Consider the following 24,185-nt stretch of genomic DNA (forward strand, 5'->3'; position numbering starts at 1 on the left):
CGAGGCGGGCGTCGGCTCACATAAGCGCAGACAAGCGCGGGCAGCCCGCTTGAGGTATTTTAGAACCTTCCGCGCGCGGCGCGGCCCCGCTGTCCCCGGCGGCGCTGCGGTCCCGCGCCGCACAAGGACAGATGGAGTTTTTCGCTTGACGACACCGACCCGCACGCCAATCGCGGCAACGAATCCCCCGGAAACCGAAGGCCAGCCCGGCGCCATCGCGTTGCGCGTGCACCGGCATCGCGGCGGCGCCGTGGAAACGCGCGAGGATCACGTGGGCCAGGAATGGCCCGTCGCGCTCGTCTTCAACGGCATTTCGCACGCGGTCATGATGTGCACGCCACGCGACCTCGAAGCGTTCGCCGTGGGCTTCGCGATCTCCGAAGGCATTGTCGGGCGCAACGCCGACATTCAGGACATCGAGGTGTACTGGCACGACGAGGCGGATCTTCCGCACGCCGAGGTCCACTTGACCGTGGTGCAGCAGGCGTTCGTCGAACTCAAGGAAAAGCGCCGCGCGCTGGCGGGGCGCAGCGGCTGCGGCGTATGCGGCATCGAGAGCATCGACCTGCTCGATCTCGAACCTGAGCAAGTGCCTGACACGGGCTTCATCGCGCGCCTGGCGCCGGACGCCGTCGCGCGGGCCGCGCGCGAACTGCCGCAGCACCAGGCGCTCACGAAGCTCACGGGCGGCCTGCACGCGGCCGCGTGGTGCGACGAAAACGGCGCGATCCTGCGCGCGTTCGAGGACGTGGGCCGCCATAACGCGCTCGACAAACTCATCGGCCAGCTCGTGATGGAGCGCGCCGACACGCAGCAAGGCTTCGTCTTTCTCTCCAGCCGCGCAAGCTACGAACTGGTGCGCAAGGCGGCGCGCGTGGGCATTCCGATGGTCGCGACCATTTCGGCGCCCTCCTCGCTCGCAATCAACATCGCGAAGCGCGCCGGACTGCGGCTCGTGAGCTTTTGCCGCGAGTCCGGTTACGTCGATTACGAGACGGCGTGAAGCACGTCGCGAAGCCGCCGGCTCACACTCAATCGAACTGACGGAAGTCCGGCTTGCGCTTTTGCAGGAAGGCCGTGAACGCCTCGCGCGCTTCGGGCGCGAGCAGCATCTTGCCGAAGTGCACGGATTCCTCGCTCATCTGCTCCCTGATCTCCTGCGTGCCCGCGCGCTTCATGAGCGACTTGGTCGCGCGCAGCGACGAAGCGGGCAGCGCGACGAGCTTCGCCAGTTGCGCGGCGACGAACGCATCGAGTTCGGCCGCCGGCAGCACGCGATTCACGAAGCCCATGCGATATGCTTCCGCCGCATCGAAAGTCTCGCCGAGCAGCAGCTTTTCCGCCGCGGCCTGGTACCCGGCGATACGCGGCAGCAGCAGCGACGAAGCCGCTTCGGGGCACAGGCCGAGTTGCGCGAACGGCATCGCGAAACGCGCCGTATCGGCGACGTATACGAGGTCGCAGTGCAGCAGCATGGTCGTGCCCACGCCGACAGCCGCGCCCGCCACCGCCGCGACGAGCGGCTTCTCGAAGCCGGAGATGGCCGCCAGAAAGCGCATTACGGGCGAATCGGCGCCCGTGGGCGGCGTCTTCAGGAAGTCTTCGATGTCGTTGCCGGCCGTGAAGATCTCCGCCTGGCCGCGCAGCAGGACAGCGCGCACGCTGGCATCTTCCTGCGCCGACGCGAGCGCCGCATTGATCGCCTCGTACATCGCGGGCGTGAGCGCATTCTTGCGCTCGGGGCGGTTGATGGTGATCGTCAGCACGCCGTTGTCGCGCGCGGTCAGGATGTCGTTGCTCATTGCGATATGTCTCCTCGAGGCTCTCGCGTCAGCGCAAGCCGATATGAAAAACGGTTCGCAAACCGCGAGGCTTGCGAACCGTGTCTTGTGCGTAAGCGCTAAAGCGAAGCGCTTACAGCCGCTCGATGATGCCCGCCGCGCCCATGCCGGTGCCCACGCACATCGTCACCATGCCGTACTTGTAGTTGCGGCGGCGCAGGCCGTGCACGACCGTCGACGCACGAATCGCGCCCGTCGCGCCGAGCGGGTGACCCAGCGCGATCGCGCCGCCGAGCGGGTTGATCTTCGACGGATCGAGGCCGAGGTCCTGGATCACCGCCAGCGACTGCGCGGCAAACGCCTCGTTCAGTTCGATCCAGTCGAGGTCGTCCTGCTTCAGGCCCGCGGCCTTGAGCGCCGCCGGAATCGCTTCCTTCGGACCGATGCCCATGATCTCGGGCGGCACGCCGCGCACCGCGAAGCTCACGAAACGCGCGAGCGGCGTGAGGTTGAACTGCTTGAGGATCTTCTCGGAAACGACGATGAGCGCGCCCGCGCCGTCCGAGGTCTGCGAGCTGTTGCCCGCCGTGACCGAGCCCTTGTTGGCGAACACGGCGCGCAGCTTCGCGAGACCTTCGAGCGTGGTGTCGGCGCGCGGGCCTTCGTCCAGTTCGATCAGGCGTTCCTTCACCTTCACTTCGCCCGTGGCGAGATCGGGGAAACGTTCGACGATGGTGTACGGCGCGATCTCGTCCTTGAACTCGCCCGCCTGTTGCGCGGCCAGCGCGCGGCGATGCGATTCCACCGAGAACGCGTCCTGCGCCTCGCGGCTGATCTTCCAGCGCTCCGCCACCTTCTCGGCGGTCAGGCCCATACCGTAAGCAATGCCAACATCTTCGTTACGATCGAAGATGTGCGGCGAAAGCGACGGCTTGTTACCCATCATCGGCACCATGCTCATCGACTCGCAGCCGCCCGCGATCATCGCGTCCGATTCACCGACGCGAATGCGGTCCGCGGCCATGGCGAGCGCCGTGAGACCCGACGCGCAGAAGCGGTTGACGGTCACGCCGCCCACGCTCTGCGGCAAGCCCGCGAGCAGCGCGCCAATACGCGCCACGTTCAGGCCTTGCTCGGCTTCGGGAATCGCGCAACCGACGATGGCGTCCTCGATCACGCTCGTGTCGAGGCCGGGCACCTGCGCCACGGCCGACTTGATCGCGTGAACCAGCAGCTCGTCCGGGCGCGTGTTCTTGAACACGCCGCGCGGCGCCTTGCCGATGGGAGTGCGGCTCGCGGCGACGATGTAGGCGTCCTGCAACTGTTTGCTCATCTCTTACTCCAGTATCTGGTGTGCGTACGTCGTGCCGCTTAGTTGCGCACCGGCTTGCCGGTTTGCAGCATGCCCATGATGCGTTCCTGCGTCTTTTGCGTGCCGAGCAGATCGACAAAGGCGCGGCGCTCGAGCTTGAGCAGCCATTCCTCGTCGACAAGACTGCCCGCTTCGACGTCGCCGCCGCACACCGCTTCGGCGATGCGGCTCGCGATCAGGAAGTCGTGGTCGCTGATGAAGCGGCCGTCGCGCATGTTCACGAGCGACGCCTTGATGGTCGAGATCGCCGAACGGCCCGCCACCGGAATCTGCGTCGCGCGCAACGGCGCGCGATAACCGGCAGCGCTCAACGCGCGCGCTTCCTTCTTCGCCGTGTCGAGCAGTTCGAACACGTTGAACACGATCGTGTCCGAAGGCTTCAGGTAGCCCATCGCGCGCGCTTCGTGCGCCGAAGCCGACACCTTCGCCATCGCCGCGTTCTCGAACGACTTTTGCAGGAAGCGCAGCAGATCGCTCGGTACGGCGCCAATCGCCGCGGCGCCTTCTGCCGCGCGAATCGCCGCTTCCTTCAGGCCGCCGCCCGCCGGCACGAGACCCACGCCCACTTCCACGAGGCCCACGTAGCTCTCGACATGCGCGACACGTTTCGCGCTTTGCAGCATGATTTCGCAGCCGCCGCCGAGCGCGATGCCCGACACCGCCGTGATAACCGGCACGTTCGCGTACTTCACGCGCAGCATCGTGTCCTGGAACTTCTTCACGAACGGTTCGATGCCCTTCGCGCCGCCCATCATGAACGCCGGCATGGCTTCTTCGAGGTTCGCGCCCGCCGAGAACGGACCGCCCGGCGCGCCGAGCTTCAGCGACGTGGGTTGCCAGATCACGAGGCCCTTGTAGCCTTCCTCGGCGATGTCGATGGCCTTCACGAGCGAGTCGAGCAGGCCCGGACCCATCGTGTTCATCTTGCTCTTGTACGAGACGATGACGACGTCGTCCTCGCCCGCGCGGTCGTCCACCCAGGCGCGCAGGTTTTCGTTCTCGAACAGCGTCTTGCCGTACGCCTTCGGATCGCGAGCGTTGCTCTCGCCGAACAGCGCCGCGCGGAACACCTGACGCTCGTACACCGGCAGATTCGAACGCGGCACGAAGCGTTGTTCAGCAGGCGACCACGAACCTTGCGCGCCATGCACGCCGCCGTTTTCGGCGACGGGGCCTTCGAACACCCAGGCGGGCAGCGGCGCATTCGACAGCGCCTTGCCGGCGTCGATGTCTTCCTTCACCCACTCGGCGATCTGCTTCCAGCCCGCGGCCTGCCAGCCTTCGAACGGGCCTTCGTTCCAGCCGAAGCCCCAGCGGATCGCGAGATCGACGTCGCGCGCGTTATCGGCGATCGATTGCAGATGCACGCCGATGTAATGGAACACGTCGCGGAAAATCGACCAGAGGAATTGCGCCTGCGGATGCTCCGATTCGCGCAGCAGCTTCAGACGCTCCGCGGGCGGACGCTTGAGAATGCGGCCCACGAGTTCGTCGGCCTTGCCGCCGCCGTCCACGTACTCGCCCGTGTTGGCGTCGAGCACCTTGATGGCCTTGCCTTCCTTGCGATAGAAGCCGCCGCCCGTCTTCTGGCCGAGCGCGCCCTTCGCGACGAGCCCCGCCAGCACGGCCGGCGTTTCGTACACGGGGAAGAACGGATCGTCCTTGAGGTTGTCCTGCATCGTCTTGATGACGTGCGCCATCGTGTCCAGACCCACAACGTCAGCAGTCCGGAACGTCGCCGACTTCGCGCGGCCAAGGCGCGCGCCCGTGAGGTCGTCGACTTCGTCGAAACGCAGGCCGAACTTCTGCGCCTCGGCGATCACGGCGAGGATCGAGAACACGCCCACGCGGTTCGCGATGAAGTTCGGCGTGTCCTTCGCGCGCACCACGCCCTTGCCCACCACGCTCGTCAAGAACGATTCGAGCTGGTCGAGAATTTCGGGCTGCGTTTGCGCGGTCGGGATCAGCTCGACGAGGTGCATGTAGCGCGGCGGGTTGAAGAAGTGCACGCCGCAAAAGCGCGCCTTCAACGCATCGTCGAAGCCATGCGAGAGTTCGGTGATCGAGAGACCCGAGGTGTTGGTCGCGAAGATCGCCTTCGGGCCGATGTGCGGCGCGACCTTCTTGTAGAGGTCGTGCTTCCAGTCCATGCGCTCGGCGATCGCCTCGATCACCACGTCGCATTCCGCGAGCTTGGCGATGTCGTCTTCGTAGTTCGCGGGCGTGATGTACTGCGCGTCGTCCTTCACGCCGAACGGCGCGGGCGAAAGCTTCTTGAGCGTTTCGACGGCCTTGAGCGCGATGGCGTTCTTCGGGCCTTCCTTCGCGGGCAAGTCGAACAGCAGCACGGGCACGCGGGCGTTGATGAGATGCGCGGCGATCTGCGCGCCCATCACGCCGGCGCCGAGCACGGCCACCTTGCGAATATTGAGGTTGCTCACGTTGTTCCTCCAGCGGGTATGCAATGTCGAGCGGATTGAGGTGTGAAGGCGGCGCGCCGCAAGTGATGCAACGTCGCCGCTTCTGGACATCGTGTTGAGCGGGCGCGCCTTTGCAAAGCGCGCCCGTTGGCTTTTAGAACAGCGCTTCGTCGACTTCCATCAGCGTCTTCGAACCCGCGCGCGCCTGGCGGATCGACGTGGCCGTTTCGGGCAGCAGCTTCGCGAAGTAGAAGCGCGCCGTGGCCAGCTTCGACTTGTAGAACGGATCGCCTGAGCTTTCCTTGTCGAGCGCGATGCGCGCCATGCGCGCCCAGAAGTACGCGAACACCAGATGCCCCGCCGTGCGCAGATACGGCACCGCAGCGGCGCCGACTTCGTCGGGGTTCTGCATCGCCTTCATGCCGATTTCCATCGTGAGCTTCTGCATCTTGTCGCCGATGTCGGCGAGCGGGTTCACGAACTCCTGCATCTCCGTCTTGATGCCTTCGGCTTCGACGAACTCGGTCACGAGCTTGCCGAACTTCTTGAGCTTCGCGCCCATGTCGCCGAGCACCTTGCGGCCCAGCAGGTCGAGCGACTGGATCGTGTTTGTGCCTTCGTAAATCTGGTTGATGCGCGCGTCGCGCACGTACTGCTCCATGCCCCACTCGGAGATGAAGCCGTGGCCGCCGTACACCTGCATGCCGAGGTTGGTGCTCTCGAACGCGTTGTCGGTGAGGAAAGCCTTGATGATCGGCGTGAGGAGCGCGACGAGATCGGCGGCTTCCTTGCGCTCGGTCTCATCGCCGTGCGACAGCTCCTTGTCGATCTGCAGCGCCGACCAGTACGTGAAGGCGCGCGCGCCTTCGGCCCAGGCTTTCTGCGTGAGCAGCATGCGGCGCACGTCCGGATGCACGATGATCGGGTCCGCGGCCTTTTCGGGCGCCTTCGGGCCGGTCAGCGAGCGCATTTGCAGGCGCTCCTTCGCGTACGTGAGCGAATTCTGGTAAGCGATTTCGGTGAGACCGAGGCCTTGCATGCCCACGCCCAGACGCGCCGCATTCATCATCACGAACATGGCGTTCAAGCCCTTGTTCGGTTCGCCGACGAGCCAGCCCTTCGCACCGTCGAGATTCATCACGCAGGTCGCGTTGCCGTGAATGCCCATCTTGTGCTCGATCGAGCCGCACTTGATGCCGTTGCGCTCGCCCACTTCGCCCGCTTCGGTCGGCAGGAACTTCGGCACGATGAAAAGCGAGATGCCCTTGGTGCCTTGCGGCGCGTCCGGCAGACGTGCGAGCACGAGGTGGACGATGTTCTCGGCCATGTCGTGTTCGCCGCTCGAAATGAAGATCTTCGTGCCGGTGATCGCGTAGGAACCGTCGCCGTTCGGCTCGGCCCTGGAGCGCAGAATGCCGAGGTCGGTGCCGCAATGCGGCTCGGTCAGGCACATCGTGCCGGTCCACACGCCTTCGACGAGCTTCGGCAGATAGGTCTTTTGCAGTTCGGGCGTGCCGTGCGCATGCAGACACTCGTAGGCGCCGTGCGAGAGACCCGGATACATGGTCCACGCCTGGTTCGCCGAGTTGAGCATTTCGTAGAGCGCGTTGTTCACGAACGCGGGCAGGCCCTGGCCGCCGTATTCGGGATCGCAGCCGAGCGCGGGCCAGCCGGCTTCGACGTACTGCCTGTACGCTTCCTTGAAGCCAGTGGGCGTGGTGACGACGCCGTCGCCGGCATACGTGCAGCCTTCACGGTCGCCGGGCTGGTTCAGCGGAAACAGCACCTCGGAGCAGAATTTGCCGGCTTCTTCCAGCACCTGGTTGATGGTGTCGGCGTCGAGGTCGGCGTGCTTCGGCATCTGCTTCACTTCGCCTTCCACGTTCAGCAATTCGTGCAGAACGAACTGCATGTCGCGCAGCGGCGCGGTGTACTGTCCCATGTCTTCTCTCCAAAAATTCGAGCTTCGGGTCCCTCGCGCGCCGCCGCGACTTCGATGTTGCGGCCTGGACGCTACTGGGTCTCGCTCTGATACGAAACAATCAGCTTCTCGAACGCGGCCCACGTATGCTCGACCGCGTCCGGCAGATGCAGGAAGCGGCCGTCATGATGCAGGCCGAGCGTCACGCTATACAGTTCGAAGAGCATCAGCGCGGGATCCGTCTCCTTGCGCAAATGGCCTTCCTCTATTGCCTGCGAAATGGCCCTCAGGAGCGCCGCGCGCCACATCGACACGCTCGCCACGAGCGTCTCGCGCACCTGGCTGTCCGCGCGGTCGTCGTACTCCACCGCGCCGCTGATGTAGATGCAGCCGGTCGTGACCTCGTGGATGCGCTTCTCGAACCATCGCGACAGCATCGCACGCAAGCGCGGCAAACCGCGCGGCTCGCGCAAGCTCGGAAAGAAGACTTCTTCCTCGAATCGACGGTGGTACTCGCGCACCACCTCGACCTGCAGGTCTTCCCGAGACCCGAAGTGAGCGAAGACGCCACTCTTGCTCATCTGCATGCGCTCGGCGAGCAGGCCAATGGTCAGTCCTTCCAGCCCATCGCGACCTGCCAGGTCGAGTGCTGCATCCAGAATGGCGGCTCGTGTCTGTTCGCCTTTTCGCATAGCTTTCTTTACCGTAACGATGTGGCCGCGATGTAGCCTTCAACTGCTTGCATCTGGGCCGGAATTAAATCGAACGGCCGTACTATTGTTGAGGACAGCCGTCCGTGAAACAAGGAATTTATTAGAAACCGATTTCTAACCGGTACTCTAATTTTCGGGGTTCGGGCGCCGCGCACAAGCCGACATTTTCTCGATTGCACTTGCGCCGATTCGTATGGCAGGGGTTCGCGCCGGGAACCGCCATGTCATCTGTGGCCGCGTTCTGTTTCTAGTCGTAGCCGCCCACGGTGATGAGCTTCATAAGCGCACGATAAAACGCCCACGCGAGCCAGTTCACGGCCCGCACCTGCCATGGGCGCGCCTCGTAGCGCGCGCGGTCGATCTGCGCGGCGTCGGCGAATGCCGTGAGAATCTCGTCGCGCAGTTGTTCGATTTGCGGATGCTGCACGAGCAGGACGTTGGCCTCGTTGTTGAGCACGAGGCTGAGCGCATCGAGGTTCGAGGAACCCACGGTGCCCCAGGTCGAATCGACCACGGCCACCTTGCCGTGGAGCATCGTTTTCTCGTACTCCGCAATCTGCACGCCGGCGCTTAGAAGCTGGTGGTACAGGAACGGCACTCCGTAGTCGAGCACCTTGAATTCCTTTCGTCCGACCAGAAGCCTGACCGCCACGCCGCGCTCCGCGGCGCTCACGAGCGCGCGGCGCAGCCGCCGGCCCGGCATGAAGTACGGATTGGCGAGCAGGACTTCCTTGCGCGCCTCGCCGATGGCGTCGAGATAGGCCTTTTCGATGGCGCGCCGGTTCACCACGTTGTCGCGCGCAACGAACGCCACGCAGGGCACGTGCGCCGTGCGCGGGTCGCGCACGCTCGCGCGCAGACGTTCGCGCAGCCGCGTGAAGATGCCCCTCGCGCGCGACGAGCGCACGGTGGGCGCCAGCGCGCGCAACGCGTCGTCGACGATCTGCGTGGGACGCCCCACCGTGTGGCCGGTGGGATGCGGCGACATGAAGCCCGCACTCGCGGGCACGCCCGGCGCAAGCTGCTGGGGCAGCGGCGGCCGGTAGCCGAGCCGGATACGCCGCCACTGCTGCTCGATCGCAAGCCGCACGTCCACGACCACGGGGCCGTGCAGTTCGACGGCGAAATCCCAGCGCGAATACGGCAGCCGGTGGCCGTCCTGCTCGAAATCGTCGATCACGTTAATGCCGCCGCAATACGCGAACTGGTCGTCGATCACGGCGAGCTTGCGGTGCGTGCGCGAAAAACCGAAGCGCCCGAAGATATGCGGGTTGTAGACGCGATGTTCGACCCCGGCGCCCGACCACGGCGCGAAGAGCGTGAGGCGCGGCGTGCCGATGCCGTCGGTGATGACGCGCACGCGCACGCCGCGCGCCGCCGCGCGCATGAGTGCCTCGGAGAGCGCGCGGCCGATGTCGTCGTCGCAGAAGATATAGGTTTCGAGCGCGACGTCGCGTTCGGCGGCGTCGATGCGTTCGATCATCGCGCCGAACAGTTGGGCGCTCGAGTCGAACAGACGCACATCGTTGCCGCTCGTGAAGCGATAGCGCGAACGATAGCGCCGGCCGAGCAGCGCCTCGCGCAGCCTCACCACGCGCTGCGATTCGATGCCGGGATCGGTACTGGTTTCGCTCATGGTCGGTTCATTTTCCGATCACCCGCGTGCCTCGCGCCCTTCGCGCAGGCGCTCGGGCAACTGCAGGATGGCCTCGCGATTCGACCACGAGAAGCACTTCGCGGCCGCCTGCTCGTAGGGCAGCCACACGTAAGCCGTATGCTCGCGCGGCGCGAGCGTGACGACTGTGCCCGCGGGCACTTCCAGGCTGAACCAGTGCTCGGTGTTGCGCACGACGCCGGGCGCATAACGATGACGCCACACGGGGTAGATTTCGTACTCGATCTCGTGATGCCAGTCGAGCAGCGCCGCCTGCGGCACGCCCGGGCCGCCGACGGCAATGCCCGTCTCCTCGCCCACCTCGCGCGCCGCGGTTTCGGCGAACGGCTCGTCGAGGCGATCCTTCGAGCCTGTGACCGACTGCCAGAAACCGGGCCGGTCAGCGCGTTCGATGATCAGCACCTCCAGTTGCGGCGTATGGATGACGACGAGTACGGATTCCGGAATCTTCGGCGGCTTCTGCATGGCGATGGAGCGTGGGGAGGAACGCGCGCTGCGCGCTTGCGGCGCGTCTAAAGGTAATTTAACGCAAAAAGCAAAAAAGGCGCACGATGCGCCTTTTCTGTTGTTGCAATGCGAAAGCCCAAGGGCCTTCGCAGCAGGGGATGGCTTACTGCGCCGTCTTCTGCTCGGGCTGACGCAGACGGATGTGCAGTTCGCGCAGTTGGCGCTCGTCCACCGGGCTCGGCGCCTGGGTAAGCAGACACTGCGCGCGCTGCGTCTTCGGGAACGCGATCACGTCGCGGATCGAGTCGGCGCCGGCCATCATCGTGACGATGCGGTCCAGACCGAACGCGATACCGCCGTGCGGCGGCGCGCCGTATTGCAGCGCGTCGAGCAGGAAGCCGAACTTCGCGCGGGCTTCTTCGGCGTTGATCTTGAGCGCGCGGAACACCTTGCTCTGCACGTCTTCCTGATAGATACGCACCGAGCCGCCGCCGATTTCCCAGCCGTTCAGCACCATGTCGTACGCCTTCGCGAGGCAGCGGCCGGGGTCCGTTTCGAGGTATTCCAGGTGCTCGTCCTTCGGGCTCGTGAACGGGTGGTGCGCGGCCACGTAGCGGTTTTCTTCCTCGTCGTATTCGAACATCGGGAAGTCGATCACCCACAGCGGCTTCCAGCCCTTCTCGACGAGACCATTGGCCTTGCCGAATTCCGAATGGCCGATCTTCAGGCGCAACGCGCCCAGGCTGTCGTTCACGACCTTCGCGCGGTCGGCCGCGAAGAAGATGATGTCGCCATCTTGTGCGCCGGTGCGCTCGAGGATCGCGGCGATCGACGCGTCGTGCAGGTTCTTGACGATCGGGCTTTGCAGACCGTCACGGCCCTTCGCGACTTCGTTGACCTTGATCCAGGCGAGGCCCTTCGCGCCGTAGATGCGCACGAATTCCGTGTAGCCGTCGATGTCGCCGCGCGAGAGTTCGCCGCCCTTCGGCACGCGCAGTGCGGCCACGCGGCCGTCCTTGCTGTTGGCCGGCGTGCTGAACACCTTGAAATCCACGTCCTTGACGGCGTCCGTCAGTTCGGTGAATTCGAGCTTCACGCGCAGGTCGGGCTTGTCCGAACCGAAACGGCTCATGGCTTCCGAGTACGGCATGATCGGGAACTTCGCGTCGAGTTCGACGCCGATCGTTTCCTTGAACACGTGACGCGCCATGTCTTCGAACAGATCGCGGATTTCCTGCTCGCCGAGGAACGACGTTTCGCAGTCGATCTGCGTGAATTCGGGCTGACGGTCGGCGCGCAGGTCTTCGTCGCGGAAGCACTTGACGATCTGGTAGTAGCGATCGAAGTTCGCCACCATCAGCAACTGCTTGAAGAGCTGCGGCGACTGCGGCAGCGCGAAGAACTGGCCCGCGTTCACGCGCGACGGCACGAGATAGTCGCGAGCGCCTTCCGGCGTGCTCTTGGTGAGCATCGGCGTTTCGATGTCGATGAAGCCGAGCGAGTCGAGATACTTGCGCACGGCCATCGTCACGCGGTAGCGCAGACGCAGGTTGTGCTGCATCTGCGGACGGCGCAGGTCGAGCACGCGATGCGTGAGGCGCGTGGTTTCCGAGAGGTTGTCGTCGTCGAGCTGGAACGGCGGCGTGACCGACGCGTTGAGCACCACGATTTCGTGGCACAGCACTTCGATCTTGCCGCTCGTGAGACTGGCGTTGACCGTGCCTTCCGGACGATTGCGAACGAGACCTTTCACCTGCACGCAAAACTCGTTGCGCACGCCCTCGGCGGTCTTGAACATTTCCGCGCGGTCCGGGTCGCAGACGACCTGAACGAGGCCCTCGCGGTCGCGCAGGTCGATGAAGATGACGCCGCCATGGTCGCGGCGGCGCTGCACCCAGCCGCACAGCGAAACGGTTTGGCCCAGCAGCTTTTCGGTCACCAGACCGCAGTATTCAGATCTCATCGACATGATGTTCGTCTTTCGTTATGCATGAATGAACGGGCGCGGCGCGCGCTCGCGCGTCGTCCGGTATTTAAAGCGGAGGATCGATGGGGCGGCGTGGAGAGGTTGCCGGCGCGACCACGCCCATCGAAACAATATACTTGAGCGCGGCGTCGACGGTCATGTCCAGCTCGACCACCTCGCTCTTTGGCACCATCAGGAAAAAGCCCGACGTGGGATTCGGCGTAGTCGGCACATATACGCTCACGTGATCTTCCTGCAAGTGGTTGACCACGTCGCCGCCGGGAATGCCGGTGAGAAACGCGATGGTCCACGAACCCTTGCGCGGGTACTCGATCAGGAGCGCCTTGCGAAATGCGTTACCGTTGCTCGAAAGCAGTGTATCGGAAACCTGCTGGATACTGCCGTACAGCGGTCCGATGATGGGAATACGCCGCACCAGCGCGTTCCACCACTCCACCAGCTTCTGGCCGATGAAGTTGTGCGTGAGCAGGCCGACCCCGAAGATGAATGCAAGCGTGAGCACGGCGCCGAGGCCCGGCAGGCGCAGGCCGAACACGCGCTCCGGCCGCCACGAATCGGGCAGCAGCAGCAGCGTCTGATCCATCGTGCCGATGACGAGGTTCAGCACCCACAGCGTGATGGCCAGCGGCACCAGCACCAGCAGGCCGGTCAGGAATACCGATTTGAACGTCGCTTTCTTGATCGTCATTTACACCGCCAAACGCGGCGCTTCTCCCCGGAAATGCAGGAATCGCGCCGCAGGTTTTTCAGGTCGAGGCTGCCGGGGTGGACGGGCTCGCCGGCGCGCTTGCCGGCGTGCTCGCGGCTGCGCCCGAGTCGCCGGAACCGCCAGCAGCGCTTTCGGCCGCCGGCTTGCTGCCTTCTCCCGACGACGCGTTTTCGCCAGCCGCCTTCGCGCCAGCCTCAGCGCCGCCGCTCTTGCCGCCGTTGCCGCTGTTGCCGCCGCGGAAATCGGTGACGTACCAGCCCGAACCCTTCAACTGGAAGCCCGCCGCAGTGACCTGCTTGCGAAATGTGTCCGCGCCGCAGCTCGGGCACTGCGTCAGCGGCGCATCGCTCATCTTTTGGAGGACGTCCTTGTCGAAGCCGCACGACTCGCAGCGATAAGCGTAGATCGGCATGATCTCTATCCTGATGAAAATCTGATAATTGCTTGCAAAGCCTTGAATTATAGCCGCAAACCAGGATCGCCCCTGGCATTTACCGGGGTTGGGCGTCGAGCGGGTAGCGTCGATGGGTTGCGGCCGCCCCCGCTCACATGAGGGCAGCTTGCGCGCGCATCAAGAGCGCGGGCGGCGGCGCGGGCGGCGAGCGCATGGCGCGCCCGCGCGAAGCCGCTCAAACGCGGCTCAAACCTGCGGCGGCGCGACGTCGTTGCGGCGCCACACGAGCCAGCGCTCGCGCCCCGCGAACACGGACAGGGAATCGGCGACCGGCCGATCGTCGGCCAGCGTGAAGTACGGCGTGAGCAAGGCGTCGAGTTCGTCGCGCGCGATGGCGAACGGCGGCCCCTTGGGCGTCTCGCCGATGAAGAAGTAGCCCGCCAGCAGCGCGCCCGGCTGCAACAGCCCGGCCATGCGGGCGGCGTAGCTCGCGCGCTGCGCCTTGGGCAGCGCGCACAGGAACGCGCGCTCGAACACCCAGGCCGGCGTGAACGGCGGCGTGTAGGCGTAAAAGTCCGCCTCTTCGACCACGTCGGCATATTGGCCCAGCGCTGCGCGCGCGCTCGCGACCGCGGCCGGCGCGAAGTCGACGGCGCGCACCGTGCGGCCGCGCTCGGCGAGCCAGCGCGCCTCCCAGGCGTTGCCGCAGCCGGGAATCAACACGGCCGCCTCGGGGTGCGCCGTGGCGAAGGCCTCGAACTGGCGCTGCACGCCCGCCTGGTCCCAAGGCGTGAAGCCGCGCTCGAAGCGCTCGTCCCAGAACGAGGGCGACGCCGGGTCGCGGGTTTCGAACTCGGGCACGTCGCCCGGTTGCGGCGGCAGGGTCGGGTCGCTCATCGCCTCACTCCTTGTTCTCGTGGTCCGTCAGCCGCCGTAGGCGAACGCGAGCCATACCCGCGCCGCCACCATGCCCACGCCCACGGCCACGCCGAACACCAGCAAGCCTTGCAGCAGGCGGTTCGTGCGGCGTTGCTCGGCGAGCATCGCGCGGATCGTCTCGTCGTTTGCGAAACCGCCCGGTTCCTGGCGGTGCAGCAGCGCCTGATGCACGAGGCGCGGCAGTTGCGGCAGCGTCTTGCTCCATTGCGGCGCCTCGATCTTGAAGCGCTCGTACCAGCCGCGCAGGCCGATCTGCTCGGTCATCCAGCGCTCGAGATAAGGCTTCGCCGTTTTCCAGAGATCGAGTTCCGGGTCGAGCGAGCGCCCAAGGCCTTCGACGTTGAGCATGGTCTTTTGCAGCAGCACGAGCTGCGGCTGGATTTCCACGTTGAAGCGCCGCGAAGTCTGAAAGAGACGAAGCAGCACCTGGCCGAGCGATATGTCCTTCAGCGCGCGATCGAAATACGGTTCGCACACGGCGCGAATCGCGCTTTCCAGTTCTTCCACGCGCGTATGGGGCGGCACCCATCCCGACTCGATGTGCAGCGTCGCCACGCGATGGTAGTCGCGCTTGAAAAACGCGAGAAAGTTCTGCGCGAGGTAGTTCTTGTCGAAATCCGACAGCGCGCCGACGATGCCGAAATCCAGCGCGATATAACGGCCGAAATGCGCGGGGTCGAGGCTCACCTGGATGTTGCCAGGGTGCATGTCGGCGTGGAAAAAGCCGTCGCGGAACACCTGTGTGAAGAAGATCTCCACGCCTTCGCGCGCGAGCTTTGGAATGTCCACGCCCGCCGCGCGCAGCTTGTCCACCTGGCTGATCGGCACGCCGACCATGCGCTCCATCACGAGCACGTTGGCGGTGCTGAATTCCCAGTACATTTCCGGCACGAGCAGCAAGTCGAGGCCCGCGAAATTGCGGCGCAACTGGCTGCCGTTGGCGGCCTCGCGCATGAGGTCGAGTTCGTCGTGCAGGTACTTGTCGAATTCGGCCACCACTTCGCGCGGCTTCAGGCGCTTGCCGTCGGCCCACAGGCGCTCGGCCCATACGGCGATGTCGCGCAGCAGCGCGAGGTCGGAGTCGATCACCGGACGCATGTTCGGGCGGAGCACCTTCACCGCCACCGGCTTGCCCGCGTGCTGCCCCGACTTCACCTTGGCGAAGTGCACCTGCGCAATCGACGCGCTCGCCACCGGCACTCGCTCGAACTCGTCGAAAATCGTGTCGACCGGCGCGCCCAGCGACTTTTCGATCAACGCGATCGCCACGTTCGAATCGAACGGGGGCACCTGGTCCTGAAGCTTCGCGAGTTCGTTGGCGATGTCGGGCGGCAACAGGTCGCGGCGCGTGGACAGCACCTGGCCGAATTTCACGAAGATCGGACCGAGGCTTTCCAGCGCGAGCCGCAAGCGCAGCCCGGGCGGGTCGTCGAAGCGACGGCCGATCGTGGTGATGCGCAGGAGCAGCGCCACCCGCCGGTCGTTGATCCGGCTCAACATCATCTCGTCCAGGCCGAAGCGGATGACGGTGAAGAAAATCTTGAGAAAACGCAGAAAACGCATGTCTGGGGGGCCTGTTGACTAGCGCGAGCCGCGCGGTGCGGCGCTCTGGCTCCCGCCGCTAGCCTGTGATTTTTGTTCGAGCCGCTCGAGGCGCTTTTCCACGCGCGCCAGCGCATCGCGTGCGCGCGACAGCTCGTCGTTAAAGCCGTCGAGTTCGGCGCGCCGCACGAGTTGCGGATTTTCGTCGAGCAGATATTCCGTGACCGAGCCGAGCACGTTGCGGCCCGTGCGCAGCGCCTGTTCGCTCGCGGCGCGCGCGAGCGTGGCGATGCGCGAAGCCGGCGCGTCGCCGATCAGCTTTGCGAGGTCCTCTTCGGGCTCCCAGCGCAGATGCTCAGCCAGCTTGCCGATGACCTGCGCGAACTCCGCATCGCCCTCGATCTTCACGTGCTTCATCACGGCCGCCTGGCCGCCCTGCACGAACGACGAAAGCGCGCCCGCGGGCAACGACAGCGTCACGTCGACGTCGCCCGCCTCGTGGTCCTCCACCGCGCCCAGATAGCCGTCCGGCTGCACGAGCAGCGTGAGCACGACAGGCGGGCATGTGAGGCGCGCCGTCTTGCCGGCGTACGGTGCGAGACGCTCTCGCGCCCACGTTTCGCGGGCGAGGAGGTGATTGACGGCAGCAGCGAAGGGCTTGGCGGCAAGAGTCATCGGCGTGGAATAAGAAAACCCGCACGGGCACCGGCCCGGGCGGGTTCCTATTGTAGCGTTCGAGCCGTAGGATCGCGCCGCCATCCTGTCCTGCACAACGCGGTGCGGCGGCTGCCTGGCGTTGCGAACTCAGTGAGAGTCGACTTGCTGGATGCCCGCGAGCAGCCAGCCTTCGCCCGACGTGCGCGACTTCGAAAGATTCCATACCTCGACGAACGGCTCGGCCGGCGCGCCCGCGGTTTCGCGAATCAGGCCAGAGAAACGCACGCTCGCAAGGTATTCGTTGCCGCGATCTTCCACGCCGAGCAGGTCTGCGTTGAGTTGCACGACGTCGGTCTGGTTGGGCTGTGCGCCGCGCCCCGCGAGGTCCACACGGATTTCGGCGAACATTTCGGGCGTTGTGAATTCGCGGATGTCGTCCATGTTCCCGGCGTCCCACGCGGCCTGCAAACGCACGAAATAGACCTTCGCGTTGCGCACGAAGGCTTCGGTGTCGAAGCCAGCGGGAATCGACGCGGGCGCGGCCGCGGGCGTCTCGATGCTCGGCGTGCTGAGCGGATTGGCTTCAGGCGCGAGGTATGGCCCGGTGGGCGGCGCGGTGTAGCGCGGCTCCTGCGGCTGATAGCCGCCCGACGACGCGTTCAGGCTGTTCGACGAACCGTAAGCGCCGCCGGTCTGGTACGCGGGTTCCACGGCGCGGCGGCGGCTCATGAACTTGCGGATCAGCCACACGGCGATAAAGGCGATGATCGCGATCACGATCATGTTGGCCATCATGCCGGCGAACGCCTCGCCGAGACCGAAGTGCGACAGCAGCGCGGCAATGCCGAGACCGGCCGCGAGGCCTGCGATAGGGCCGAGCCAGCGGTTGCGCGCCGGTGCGGCTGCGGGCGTGGGGGCCGGCGTGCCGGGCGCGCGCTGGGCGCCCGCCTGCTGGGCGGGATTGGCAGGGCTGGGCTGCGCCGGGGGCGGCGTGGTGCTGCGCTGCGTAGCCGTTGACGACTGCCTGCCGAAACTGCGGCCGCCACCCATGCGGCGAGCCTCCGCGTCGAACGACGCGAGGCTGCCCGCGATCATCACGCCGGCAAGGGCCAGTACGCCGATTCGTCTGGCCCACGATGTTGAAAGCTTTCTGGAAGCATCGATTCGGGGCTCAGACATGATGAAAAATCCTTTAAAGACAGAGAGTTGGGAACACTAATACTTTGTGCCGACGTGTAAGGCTACCACGCCAGCTGACAAATTGTAATATTTGACGGCATCGAGGCCGACTTGTTCCATCATCGTCTTGAGTGTTTCCTGGTCCGGATGCATGCGGATCGATTCCGCGAGGTACTGATAACTCTCCGCATCCTGGGCGAAGCGCTTGCCCAGCCACGGCAGCACCTTGAACGAATACACGTCGTACGCCTTCTTGAGCGGCTCCCAAACCTTCGAGAATTCGAGCACCATCACGCGGCCGCCCGGCTTGAGCACGCGGCGCATCTCGGCGAGCGCGGCGTCCTTGTGCGTCATGTTGCGCAGGCCGAACGCCACGGTCACCACGTCGAAGTAGTTGTCCGGGAAGGGAATCTTCTCGGCGTCGCACAGGAGCGCCGGCGTGATCACGCCGTTGTCGATGAGGCGGTCGCGGCCGACGCGCAGCATCGACTCGTTGATGTCGGTGTGCCAGACCTCGCCCGTCGGGCCCGCTTTCTTCGCGAACGCCATGGAAAGGTCGCCGGTGCCGCCCGCGATGTCGAGCACCTTCGCGCCCGGCCGGATGTTCGCCTGGGCGATCGTGAACGCCTTCCACGCGCGGTGCAGCCCGCCCGACATCAGATCGTTCATCAGGTCGTAGTTCGAGGCGACCGAGTGAAACACGCCGGCCACCTTCTTCGCCTTGTCCTGTTCGTCGACTGTCTGATAGCCGAAGTGGGTTTTGCTCATCGCGCTCGTCCTTTGGCGGAAAGGTGTTCTATTGAGGTGCTGCGCCGCGTCTGTCAGAGAAGCGGCGGGGCAGGATCGTAACAGGAAGCGTCAGTGGCAGTGGCCATGCGCGGCAGGGGGCGCCGCCATCGGTGCGTCGCGCTCGACGCCCGCCGCCTTCAGTCTGGCGAAATAGTCGGCCCAGAGTTCGTCCTGGCGCGTGGCCAGGTCGTAGAGCTGGTCCCACGAATAGATGCCGGTGTTGTGGCCGTCGGAGAACGTGGGCTGCAACGCGTAGTTGCCGACGCCTTCCAGCGCCGTAATCGTCACCTCGCGCTTGCCCGTCTGCAGCGTTTCCTGGCCGGGGCCATGCCCGCGCACCTCCGCCGAGGGCGAACACACGCGCATCAGCTCGAACGGCACGCGGTAGCTTTCGCCGTTCGCATACTGGAGTTCCAGCACGCGGGAGACGGCGTGCACCACGACGCCCGTTGGCACCGGCGTATCGGATTTCAGTCCACTCATGATCGTTTCCTGCTGTTGACCCTACAGTTGGCCCCACGGTTGGACCCACGGTTGGCCGCCTGCCGCCGCGCCCTCAGGCCAGCGCCTGATCCATTTCCTGGCGCACCGCGTCGCGCAGCAGCGTGGCCTGCGCGCGGCGCTGGCCCAGCATCGCCTCGGACACCGTGCGCTGGCGCGGCGCCCACACGGGCAGCGGGAAATGCGCGTCGTTCGTGAAGCGCGGGATGACGTGCCAGTGCACGTGCGGCACCTGGTTGCCGAGGCTCGCCAGGTTCACCTTCGAAGGCTGCATGACACGGCGCAGCGCACGCTCGACGGCGTAGACGGCCCGCATCAGATGTTCCCGGTCGGGCGCGCCCAGGTCCGAGAATTCGGCGACGTGCGCATTCCAGATGACCCGGCAAAAGCCCGGATAGTCGGCCTCGGCAGTCGCGAGCACGACACGCATGCGCTCGTCCTGCCACAGCACATCGCCGCCTTCCTCACTGCAGAATACGCATGTCATCGTCGTCCCCGAACCGGTTCACCGAAAATTGAGCGCTGCCATTAGACCAGCACGCGCTCGATTCCGCCATTGTTCGCGTTCTGAACGTAGTCCGCCATCCAGTTTTCGCCAAGCACGTGTCGGGCGATTTCCACCACGATGTAGTCGGCTTCGATGTTGGCGTCCTCGTTGTACCGCGACAGACCCTGGAGGCACGACGGGCAGCTCGTCAGAATCTTGACGTCCTGCGTCGTACCCTGCCCGCCCGCTTCCTGCGCCGTGGCCGGCTGCACGCCGTTGGCGCCGCTTACGCCAGTCGCCACGACCGGAATGCCGCGCAGCTTCGCCGCGCCCTTGCGGATTTCCTCTTCCTTGCGAAAACGCACCTGGGTCGAAATGTCCGGGCGCGTCACGGCCAGCGTGCCCGATTCGCCGCAGCAGCGATCGTTCTTCTCGATCCTGTAACCGTCCTTTTCCGAACCCATGAGTTCGTTGACGAGCTTGACCGGGTCGATCGTCTTGATCGGCGTGTGGCACGGGTCGTGGTACATGTAGCGCGTGCCCGACACGCCATCGAGCCTGATGCCCTTCTCCAGCAGAAACTCGTGGATGTCGATGATGCGGCATCCCGGGAAAATCTTGTCGAATTCATAACCGGCGAGCTGGTCGTAGCACGTCCCGCACGACACCACTACCGTCTTGATGTCGAGGTAATTGAGCGTGTTCGCGACGCGGTGGAACAGCACGCGGTTGTCCGTGACGATCTTCTCGGCCTTGTCGTACTGGCCCGAGCCGCGCTGCGGATAGCCGCAGCACAGGTAGCCCGGCGGCAGCACCGTCTGCACGCCCGCTTCCCAGAGCATGGCTTGCGTGGCAAGACCCACCTGCGAGAACAGACGCTCCGAACCGCAACCGGGGAAGTAGAACACCGCTTCCGAATCCACATTCGTCGTCTTCGGATTGCGGATGATCGGCACGATCTTGTTGTCTTCGATGTCGAGCAGCGCGCGCGCCGTCTTCTTCGGCAGGTTGCCCGGCATCTTCTTGTTGACGAAGTGGATCACCTGCTCGACCACGGCCGGCTTGCCCGTGGTCGCGGGCGGATGCGCCGTCTGCTTCTTCACGAACTTCTTGAGCACGTCGTTGCCGAGGCGCTGCGCCTTGTAGCCCACGCCCATCATCGCGGTGCGCGCGAGATTGATGGTCTGCGGGTTCGTGGCGTTCAGGAAGAACATGCCCGCCGCGTTGCCGGGGTTGAACTTCTTCTTGCCCATCTTGCGCAGCAGATTGCGCATGTTCATCGTCACGTCGCCGAAGTCGATCTTGACTGGGCACGGCGTCACGCACTTGTGGCAGACGGTGCAGTGATCGGCCACGTCGTTGAACTCGTCCCAGTGCTTGATCGATACGCCGCGGCGCGTCTGCTCTTCGTATAGGAACGCTTCCACCAGCAGCGAGGTGGCGAGAATCTTGTTGCGCGGGCTGTACAGCAGGTTCGCGCGGGGCACGTGGGTCGCGCACACCGGTTTGCACTTGCCGCAGCGCAGGCAGTCCTTCACCGAATCGGCAATGGCGCCGATATCGGACTGCTGCATGATGAGCGATTCGTAACCCATCAGGCCGAACGACGGCGTGTAGGCGTTGCGCAGATCGGCGCCTTCGAGCAGCTTGCCCGCGTTGAAGCGGCCCTGCGGATCGACGCGCTGCTTGTAGGCGCGGAACCCGGCGATCTCGTCGTCGGTGAGGAATTCGAGCTTCGTGATGCCGATGCCGTGCTCGCCCGAGATCACGCCGTCGAGCGAACGCGCGAGCTTCATGATGCGCGCGACCGCGTGGTGCGCGTCCTGCAGCATCTCGTAGTTGTCCGAGTTGACCGGCAGGTTCGTGTGCACGTTGCCGTCGCCGGCATGCATGTGCAGCGCCACGAACACGCGGCCGCGCAGCACTTTCTTGTGGATCGCCTGGGTCTCGTCGAGGATCGGCTTGAATTCGCCGCCGTTGAAGATCTTGCGCAGTTCCGCGCGGATTTCCTGCTTCCACGAGATGCGCACCGTGCGGTCCTGGGCCACGTGAAAGACGTTGGCGTCGCCTTGCGCGTCCACGCGGTCGGCGAACTTTTCGGCCAGCGACTCGTAGCCCAGTTGCACGAGGTAGTGCTGCGCCTCGCGCAGCGGCAGGTCGAGCTTCTCGCCCACGAAAGTCCAGCGCTCGCGCACGCGCTTGAGCAGGTCGAGCGCCTGCTGCACGCGGTCTTCGAGCAGTTCCGCCGAGGGAATTTCGTTCGCGTCGTCGGTCTTGCCGAGCGGCAGCTTGCCTGCCTTGAAAAACGCTTCGAGCGCATCGACCAGTTGCAGCTTGTTCTTGATCGACAGTTCGATGTTGATGCGCTCGATGCCGTCCGTGTACTCGCCCATGCGGTTGAGCGGAATCACGACGTCTTCGTTGATCTTGAACGCGTTGGTGTGCTTGGCGATCGCGGCCGTGCGGCTGCGGTCGAGCCAGAAGCGCTTGCGCGCCTCGGCGCTCACCGCCACAAAGCCTTCGCCGCTCTTGCCGTTGGCCATGCGGATGACTTCCGAGGTCGCGGCGGCCACGGCATCGGCATCGTCGCCGACGATGTCGCCGATCAGCACCATCTTCGGAAACGCGTTGCGCTTGCTCTTGGTCGCGTAGCCCACGGCGCGCAGATACCGTTCGTCCAGATGCTCCAGACCCGCGAGAATCGCCCCGCCCTGCTTCGACGTTTCGAACAGATAGTCCTTGATCTCGACGATGCTCGGAATCGCCTCGCGCGCCTGGCCGAAGAATTCCAGACACACCGTGCGCGTATGCGCGGGCATCTTGTGCAGCACCCAGCGCGCGGACGTGATGAGCCCGTCGCACCCTTCCTTCTGCACGCCCGGCAAACCGGCGAGGAATTTATCGGTGACGTCCTTGCCGAGCCCTTCCTTGCGAAAACGCTTGCCTTCGATTTCGAGCGACTCGGTGCGCAGCAGCTTTTCGCCCGGCGCGTATTCGCCGTCGAACCACTTCAGCTCGAAACGCGCCACGGGAATGTCGTGGATCTTGCCCATGTTGTGGTCGAGGCGCGTGACTTCGAGCCAGTTGCCCTGCGGGTCGACCATGCGCCACCAGGCGAGATTGTCGAGCGCGGTGCCCCACAGCACGGCCTTCTTGCCGCCCGCATTCATCGCGACGTTGCCGCCGATGCACGACGCGTCGAGCGAGGTCGGGTCCACGGCGAACACGAAGCCCGCGGCGTCGGCGGCCTCGGTCACGCGGCGCGTGACCACGCCCGCGCCCGAGAAAATGGTCGCCACCCTGCGGTTCACGCCCGGCAGGTCGGTCATCTCGACCGGGCCGAGCTGTTCGAGCTTTTCGGTGTTGATGACGGCCGAGAACGGCGTGAGCGGCACCGCGCCGCCCGTGTAGCCCGTGCCGCCTCCGCGCGGAATCACGGTGAGGCCGAGTTCGAAGCAGGCCTTGATGAGGCCGGCGATTTCGGCTTCCGTGTCGGGCGTCAAGACGACGAACGGATATTCCACGCGCCAGTCGGTCGCGTCGGTCACGTGCGAGACGCGCGCGATGCCGTCGAAGCGGATGTTGTCCTTCTGCGTGCGCTTGCCCAGTACCTTGACGGCGCGGCGGCGCAGGTCGGCCATCTTCTCGAATTCGCCCGCGAAAGCGTCGATGGCACGGCGCGTCGCGCCGACCAGTTTTTCCACGCGCGCGGCGCGGTCCACGCCTTCCTTGTCCGTATGCTCCCGGAGGTCGGCGCGGCGGCGCTTCTCGATTTCCGCGAGGCGGTGATTGAGCGCCTCGATCAACAGCGCGCGACGCTTCGGGTTGTCGAGCAGATCGTCTTGCAGATACGGATTGCGGCGCACGACCCAAATGTCGCCCAGCACCTCGTAGAGCATCCGCGCCGAGCGGCCGGTGCGGCGCTCCGCACGCAGTTCGGCGAGCGCATTCCACGCCTCTTCGCCCAGCAGGCGGATGACGATTTCGCGGTCCGAAAAGGACGTGTAGTTGTACGGAATCTCGCGCAGGCGCGGTTCGATGTCGGCGGCCAGGGCGGTGGCGGCGCCGTGAGGATCGAAAACTTGAGGTGCGTTCATGGTTGGACGACTCTTTGGGCCAGTTCCGCGCACGGCTCGCGGCCGCTGCGACGGATTCTGACGGGGCGCGTGGGGCGCTATTCTGAAATCGTGTCCGCCTGTGGCTGGCTACGGACGAAAGGGGTGGGGAGGCACATGGCGGCAACGCTCACGCCGATGGTTCCCCGGCGCTCGGATTTAGCGACACGATCGTGCGTGGCGGGCGTGCCGCTGCGCCGCCGGGCGGGTCACGCGCCGCGCGGGCATCAAATGGGCTGTCCGAGGTTGCCAGTGCATCATCCGATCCTTGTTTCGAAAAAGGATTTTACCGCATGATCCGCGCCCGCGCTGAGGCTGCGTGGGAAGGAGGCGAACGCGCAAGATTCCCTTGCGTTGGCGTGTGGTTAGCGCCGGATCAGGCGTGCTTTGACGATCATTTGCCTTCCCGACGGTCGGCGAATGGCGCTGGCGCGTTGCGCGCCAACCGCCTGGCCGCGCCGCCAGAGCGGGAGCCGTTGGCGCTATCATTTACGCTTTCCCGCCCTGAACCCGCGCCTGGCGCGTCCTCGCATGGCCTCCCACGACGATTACCTGAA

Annotated in this window: 19 protein-coding genes; 1 reads left to right on the plus strand and 18 read right to left on the minus strand. The window is 65.2% G+C overall.

What is annotated here, in order from left to right; all coding sequences use genetic code 11:
- Positions 1-145: 145 nt before the first annotated feature.
- Positions 146-1,003, plus strand: coding sequence for a formate dehydrogenase accessory sulfurtransferase FdhD (fdhD, locus tag U5768_RS21805; protein ID WP_322032462.1), 858 nt, complete (start codon positions 146-148; stop codon positions 1,001-1,003).
- 28 nt (positions 1,004-1,031) lie between these two features.
- On the opposite strand, the gene U5768_RS21810 is transcribed toward fdhD, so the two are convergent.
- The 18 genes from U5768_RS21810 to U5768_RS21895 all read right to left on the minus strand — a co-directional run bounded on the left by U5768_RS21810 (position 1,032) and on the right by U5768_RS21895 (position 23,610).
- Positions 1,032-1,802: an enoyl-CoA hydratase gene (locus tag U5768_RS21810; protein WP_322032463.1), complete on the minus strand. Its 771-nt coding sequence runs from the start codon at positions 1,800-1,802 to the stop codon at positions 1,032-1,034.
- Positions 1,803-1,914: 112 nt separating this feature from the next.
- On the minus strand, positions 1,915-3,114 hold the full coding sequence (locus U5768_RS21815; RefSeq protein ID WP_322032464.1) for an acetyl-CoA C-acyltransferase: 1,200 nt from the start codon (positions 3,112-3,114) through the stop codon (positions 1,915-1,917).
- Positions 3,115-3,152: 38 nt separating this feature from the next.
- Positions 3,153-5,594 carry a 3-hydroxyacyl-CoA dehydrogenase/enoyl-CoA hydratase family protein gene (locus U5768_RS21820; protein ID WP_322032465.1) on the minus strand — a complete coding sequence of 814 codons (2,442 nt, stop codon included), beginning with the start codon at positions 5,592-5,594 and terminating at the stop codon, positions 3,153-3,155.
- A gap of 133 nt (positions 5,595-5,727) precedes the next feature.
- A complete protein-coding gene (locus U5768_RS21825; protein WP_322032466.1) occupies positions 5,728-7,515 on the minus strand; it encodes an acyl-CoA dehydrogenase C-terminal domain-containing protein in 1,788 nt (595 codons plus the stop codon).
- A gap of 71 nt (positions 7,516-7,586) precedes the next feature.
- Complete coding sequence (locus U5768_RS21830) at positions 7,587-8,186, minus strand: TetR/AcrR family transcriptional regulator (RefSeq protein WP_028206015.1); 600 nt, start codon at positions 8,184-8,186, stop codon at positions 7,587-7,589.
- 268 nt (positions 8,187-8,454) lie between these two features.
- On the minus strand, positions 8,455-9,843 hold the full coding sequence (clsB, locus tag U5768_RS21835) for a cardiolipin synthase ClsB (protein WP_415913954.1): 1,389 nt from the start codon (positions 9,841-9,843) through the stop codon (positions 8,455-8,457).
- An 18-nt stretch (positions 9,844-9,861) separates the two neighbouring features.
- Positions 9,862-10,347: a dihydroneopterin triphosphate diphosphatase gene (gene nudB, locus U5768_RS21840; protein WP_322032467.1), complete on the minus strand. Its 486-nt coding sequence runs from the start codon at positions 10,345-10,347 to the stop codon at positions 9,862-9,864.
- 145 nt (positions 10,348-10,492) lie between these two features.
- On the minus strand, positions 10,493-12,298 hold the full coding sequence (gene aspS, locus U5768_RS21845) for an aspartate--tRNA ligase (protein WP_322032468.1): 1,806 nt from the start codon (positions 12,296-12,298) through the stop codon (positions 10,493-10,495).
- 64 nt (positions 12,299-12,362) lie between these two features.
- Positions 12,363-13,004: a DUF502 domain-containing protein gene (locus U5768_RS21850; RefSeq protein WP_322032469.1), complete on the minus strand. Its 642-nt coding sequence runs from the start codon at positions 13,002-13,004 to the stop codon at positions 12,363-12,365.
- 58 nt (positions 13,005-13,062) lie between these two features.
- A complete protein-coding gene (locus tag U5768_RS21855; protein ID WP_322032470.1) occupies positions 13,063-13,437 on the minus strand; it encodes an FmdB family zinc ribbon protein in 375 nt (124 codons plus the stop codon).
- A 228-nt stretch (positions 13,438-13,665) separates the two neighbouring features.
- Positions 13,666-14,316: a methyltransferase domain-containing protein gene (locus U5768_RS21860; RefSeq protein WP_322032471.1), complete on the minus strand. Its 651-nt coding sequence runs from the start codon at positions 14,314-14,316 to the stop codon at positions 13,666-13,668.
- 27 nt (positions 14,317-14,343) lie between these two features.
- Complete coding sequence (gene ubiB / locus U5768_RS21865) at positions 14,344-15,921, minus strand: ubiquinone biosynthesis regulatory protein kinase UbiB (RefSeq protein WP_322032472.1); 1,578 nt, start codon at positions 15,919-15,921, stop codon at positions 14,344-14,346.
- Positions 15,922-15,939: 18 nt separating this feature from the next.
- Positions 15,940-16,575, minus strand: coding sequence for an SCP2 domain-containing protein (locus U5768_RS21870; protein WP_322032473.1), 636 nt, complete (start codon positions 16,573-16,575; stop codon positions 15,940-15,942).
- Between the two features lie 129 nt (positions 16,576-16,704).
- Positions 16,705-17,736 (minus strand): Tim44 domain-containing protein, encoded by a 1,032-nt coding sequence (locus U5768_RS21875; protein WP_322032474.1) that lies wholly within the window; start codon positions 17,734-17,736, stop codon positions 16,705-16,707.
- Positions 17,737-17,772: 36 nt separating this feature from the next.
- Positions 17,773-18,504 carry a bifunctional demethylmenaquinone methyltransferase/2-methoxy-6-polyprenyl-1,4-benzoquinol methylase UbiE gene (gene ubiE / locus U5768_RS21880; protein ID WP_322032475.1) on the minus strand — a complete coding sequence of 244 codons (732 nt, stop codon included), beginning with the start codon at positions 18,502-18,504 and terminating at the stop codon, positions 17,773-17,775.
- A gap of 90 nt (positions 18,505-18,594) precedes the next feature.
- Positions 18,595-19,008, minus strand: a complete 414-nt coding sequence (locus tag U5768_RS21885) for a DUF971 domain-containing protein (protein WP_322032476.1) — start codon at positions 19,006-19,008, stop codon at positions 18,595-18,597.
- 73 nt (positions 19,009-19,081) lie between these two features.
- The gene (locus U5768_RS21890) at positions 19,082-19,513 is read right to left on the minus strand and encodes an HIT family protein (RefSeq protein WP_322032477.1); all 432 of its coding nucleotides are present in this window, start codon (positions 19,511-19,513) and stop codon (positions 19,082-19,084) included.
- A gap of 41 nt (positions 19,514-19,554) precedes the next feature.
- The gene (locus tag U5768_RS21895) at positions 19,555-23,610 is read right to left on the minus strand and encodes an FAD/FMN-binding oxidoreductase (RefSeq protein ID WP_322032478.1); all 4,056 of its coding nucleotides are present in this window, start codon (positions 23,608-23,610) and stop codon (positions 19,555-19,557) included.
- Positions 23,611-24,185: the final 575 nt, after the last annotated feature.

It is taken from the genome of Paraburkholderia sp. J76 (genome assembly GCF_905220295.1).
Taxonomy (GTDB): domain Bacteria; phylum Pseudomonadota; class Gammaproteobacteria; order Burkholderiales; family Burkholderiaceae; genus Paraburkholderia.

Coding starts and splice junctions, on each gene's coding strand:
- U5768_RS21810 (WP_322032463.1), bottom strand. CDS start 1,802: ATGAGCAACGACATCCTGACCGCGCGCGACAACGGCGTGCTGACGATC.
- U5768_RS21815 (WP_322032464.1), bottom strand. CDS start 3,114: ATGAGCAAACAGTTGCAGGACGCCTACATCGTCGCCGCGAGCCGCACT.
- U5768_RS21825 (WP_322032466.1), bottom strand. CDS start 7,515: ATGGGACAGTACACCGCGCCGCTGCGCGACATGCAGTTCGTTCTGCAC.
- U5768_RS21830 (WP_028206015.1), bottom strand. CDS start 8,186: ATGCGAAAAGGCGAACAGACACGAGCCGCCATTCTGGATGCAGCACTC.
- clsB (WP_415913954.1), bottom strand. CDS start 9,843: ATGAGCGAAACCAGTACCGATCCCGGCATCGAATCGCAGCGCGTGGTG.
- nudB (WP_322032467.1), bottom strand. CDS start 10,347: ATGCAGAAGCCGCCGAAGATTCCGGAATCCGTACTCGTCGTCATCCAT.
- aspS (WP_322032468.1), bottom strand. CDS start 12,298: ATGTCGATGAGATCTGAATACTGCGGTCTGGTGACCGAAAAGCTGCTG.
- U5768_RS21850 (WP_322032469.1), bottom strand. CDS start 13,004: ATGACGATCAAGAAAGCGACGTTCAAATCGGTATTCCTGACCGGCCTG.
- U5768_RS21855 (WP_322032470.1), bottom strand. CDS start 13,437: ATGCCGATCTACGCTTATCGCTGCGAGTCGTGCGGCTTCGACAAGGAC.
- U5768_RS21860 (WP_322032471.1), bottom strand. CDS start 14,316: ATGAGCGACCCGACCCTGCCGCCGCAACCGGGCGACGTGCCCGAGTTC.
- ubiB (WP_322032472.1), bottom strand. CDS start 15,921: ATGCGTTTTCTGCGTTTTCTCAAGATTTTCTTCACCGTCATCCGCTTC.
- U5768_RS21870 (WP_322032473.1), bottom strand. CDS start 16,575: ATGACTCTTGCCGCCAAGCCCTTCGCTGCTGCCGTCAATCACCTCCTC.
- U5768_RS21875 (WP_322032474.1), bottom strand. CDS start 17,736: ATGTCTGAGCCCCGAATCGATGCTTCCAGAAAGCTTTCAACATCGTGG.
- ubiE (WP_322032475.1), bottom strand. CDS start 18,504: ATGAGCAAAACCCACTTCGGCTATCAGACAGTCGACGAACAGGACAAG.
- U5768_RS21885 (WP_322032476.1), bottom strand. CDS start 19,008: ATGAGTGGACTGAAATCCGATACGCCGGTGCCAACGGGCGTCGTGGTG.
- U5768_RS21890 (WP_322032477.1), bottom strand. CDS start 19,513: ATGACATGCGTATTCTGCAGTGAGGAAGGCGGCGATGTGCTGTGGCAG.
- U5768_RS21895 (WP_322032478.1), bottom strand. CDS start 23,610: ATGAACGCACCTCAAGTTTTCGATCCTCACGGCGCCGCCACCGCCCTG.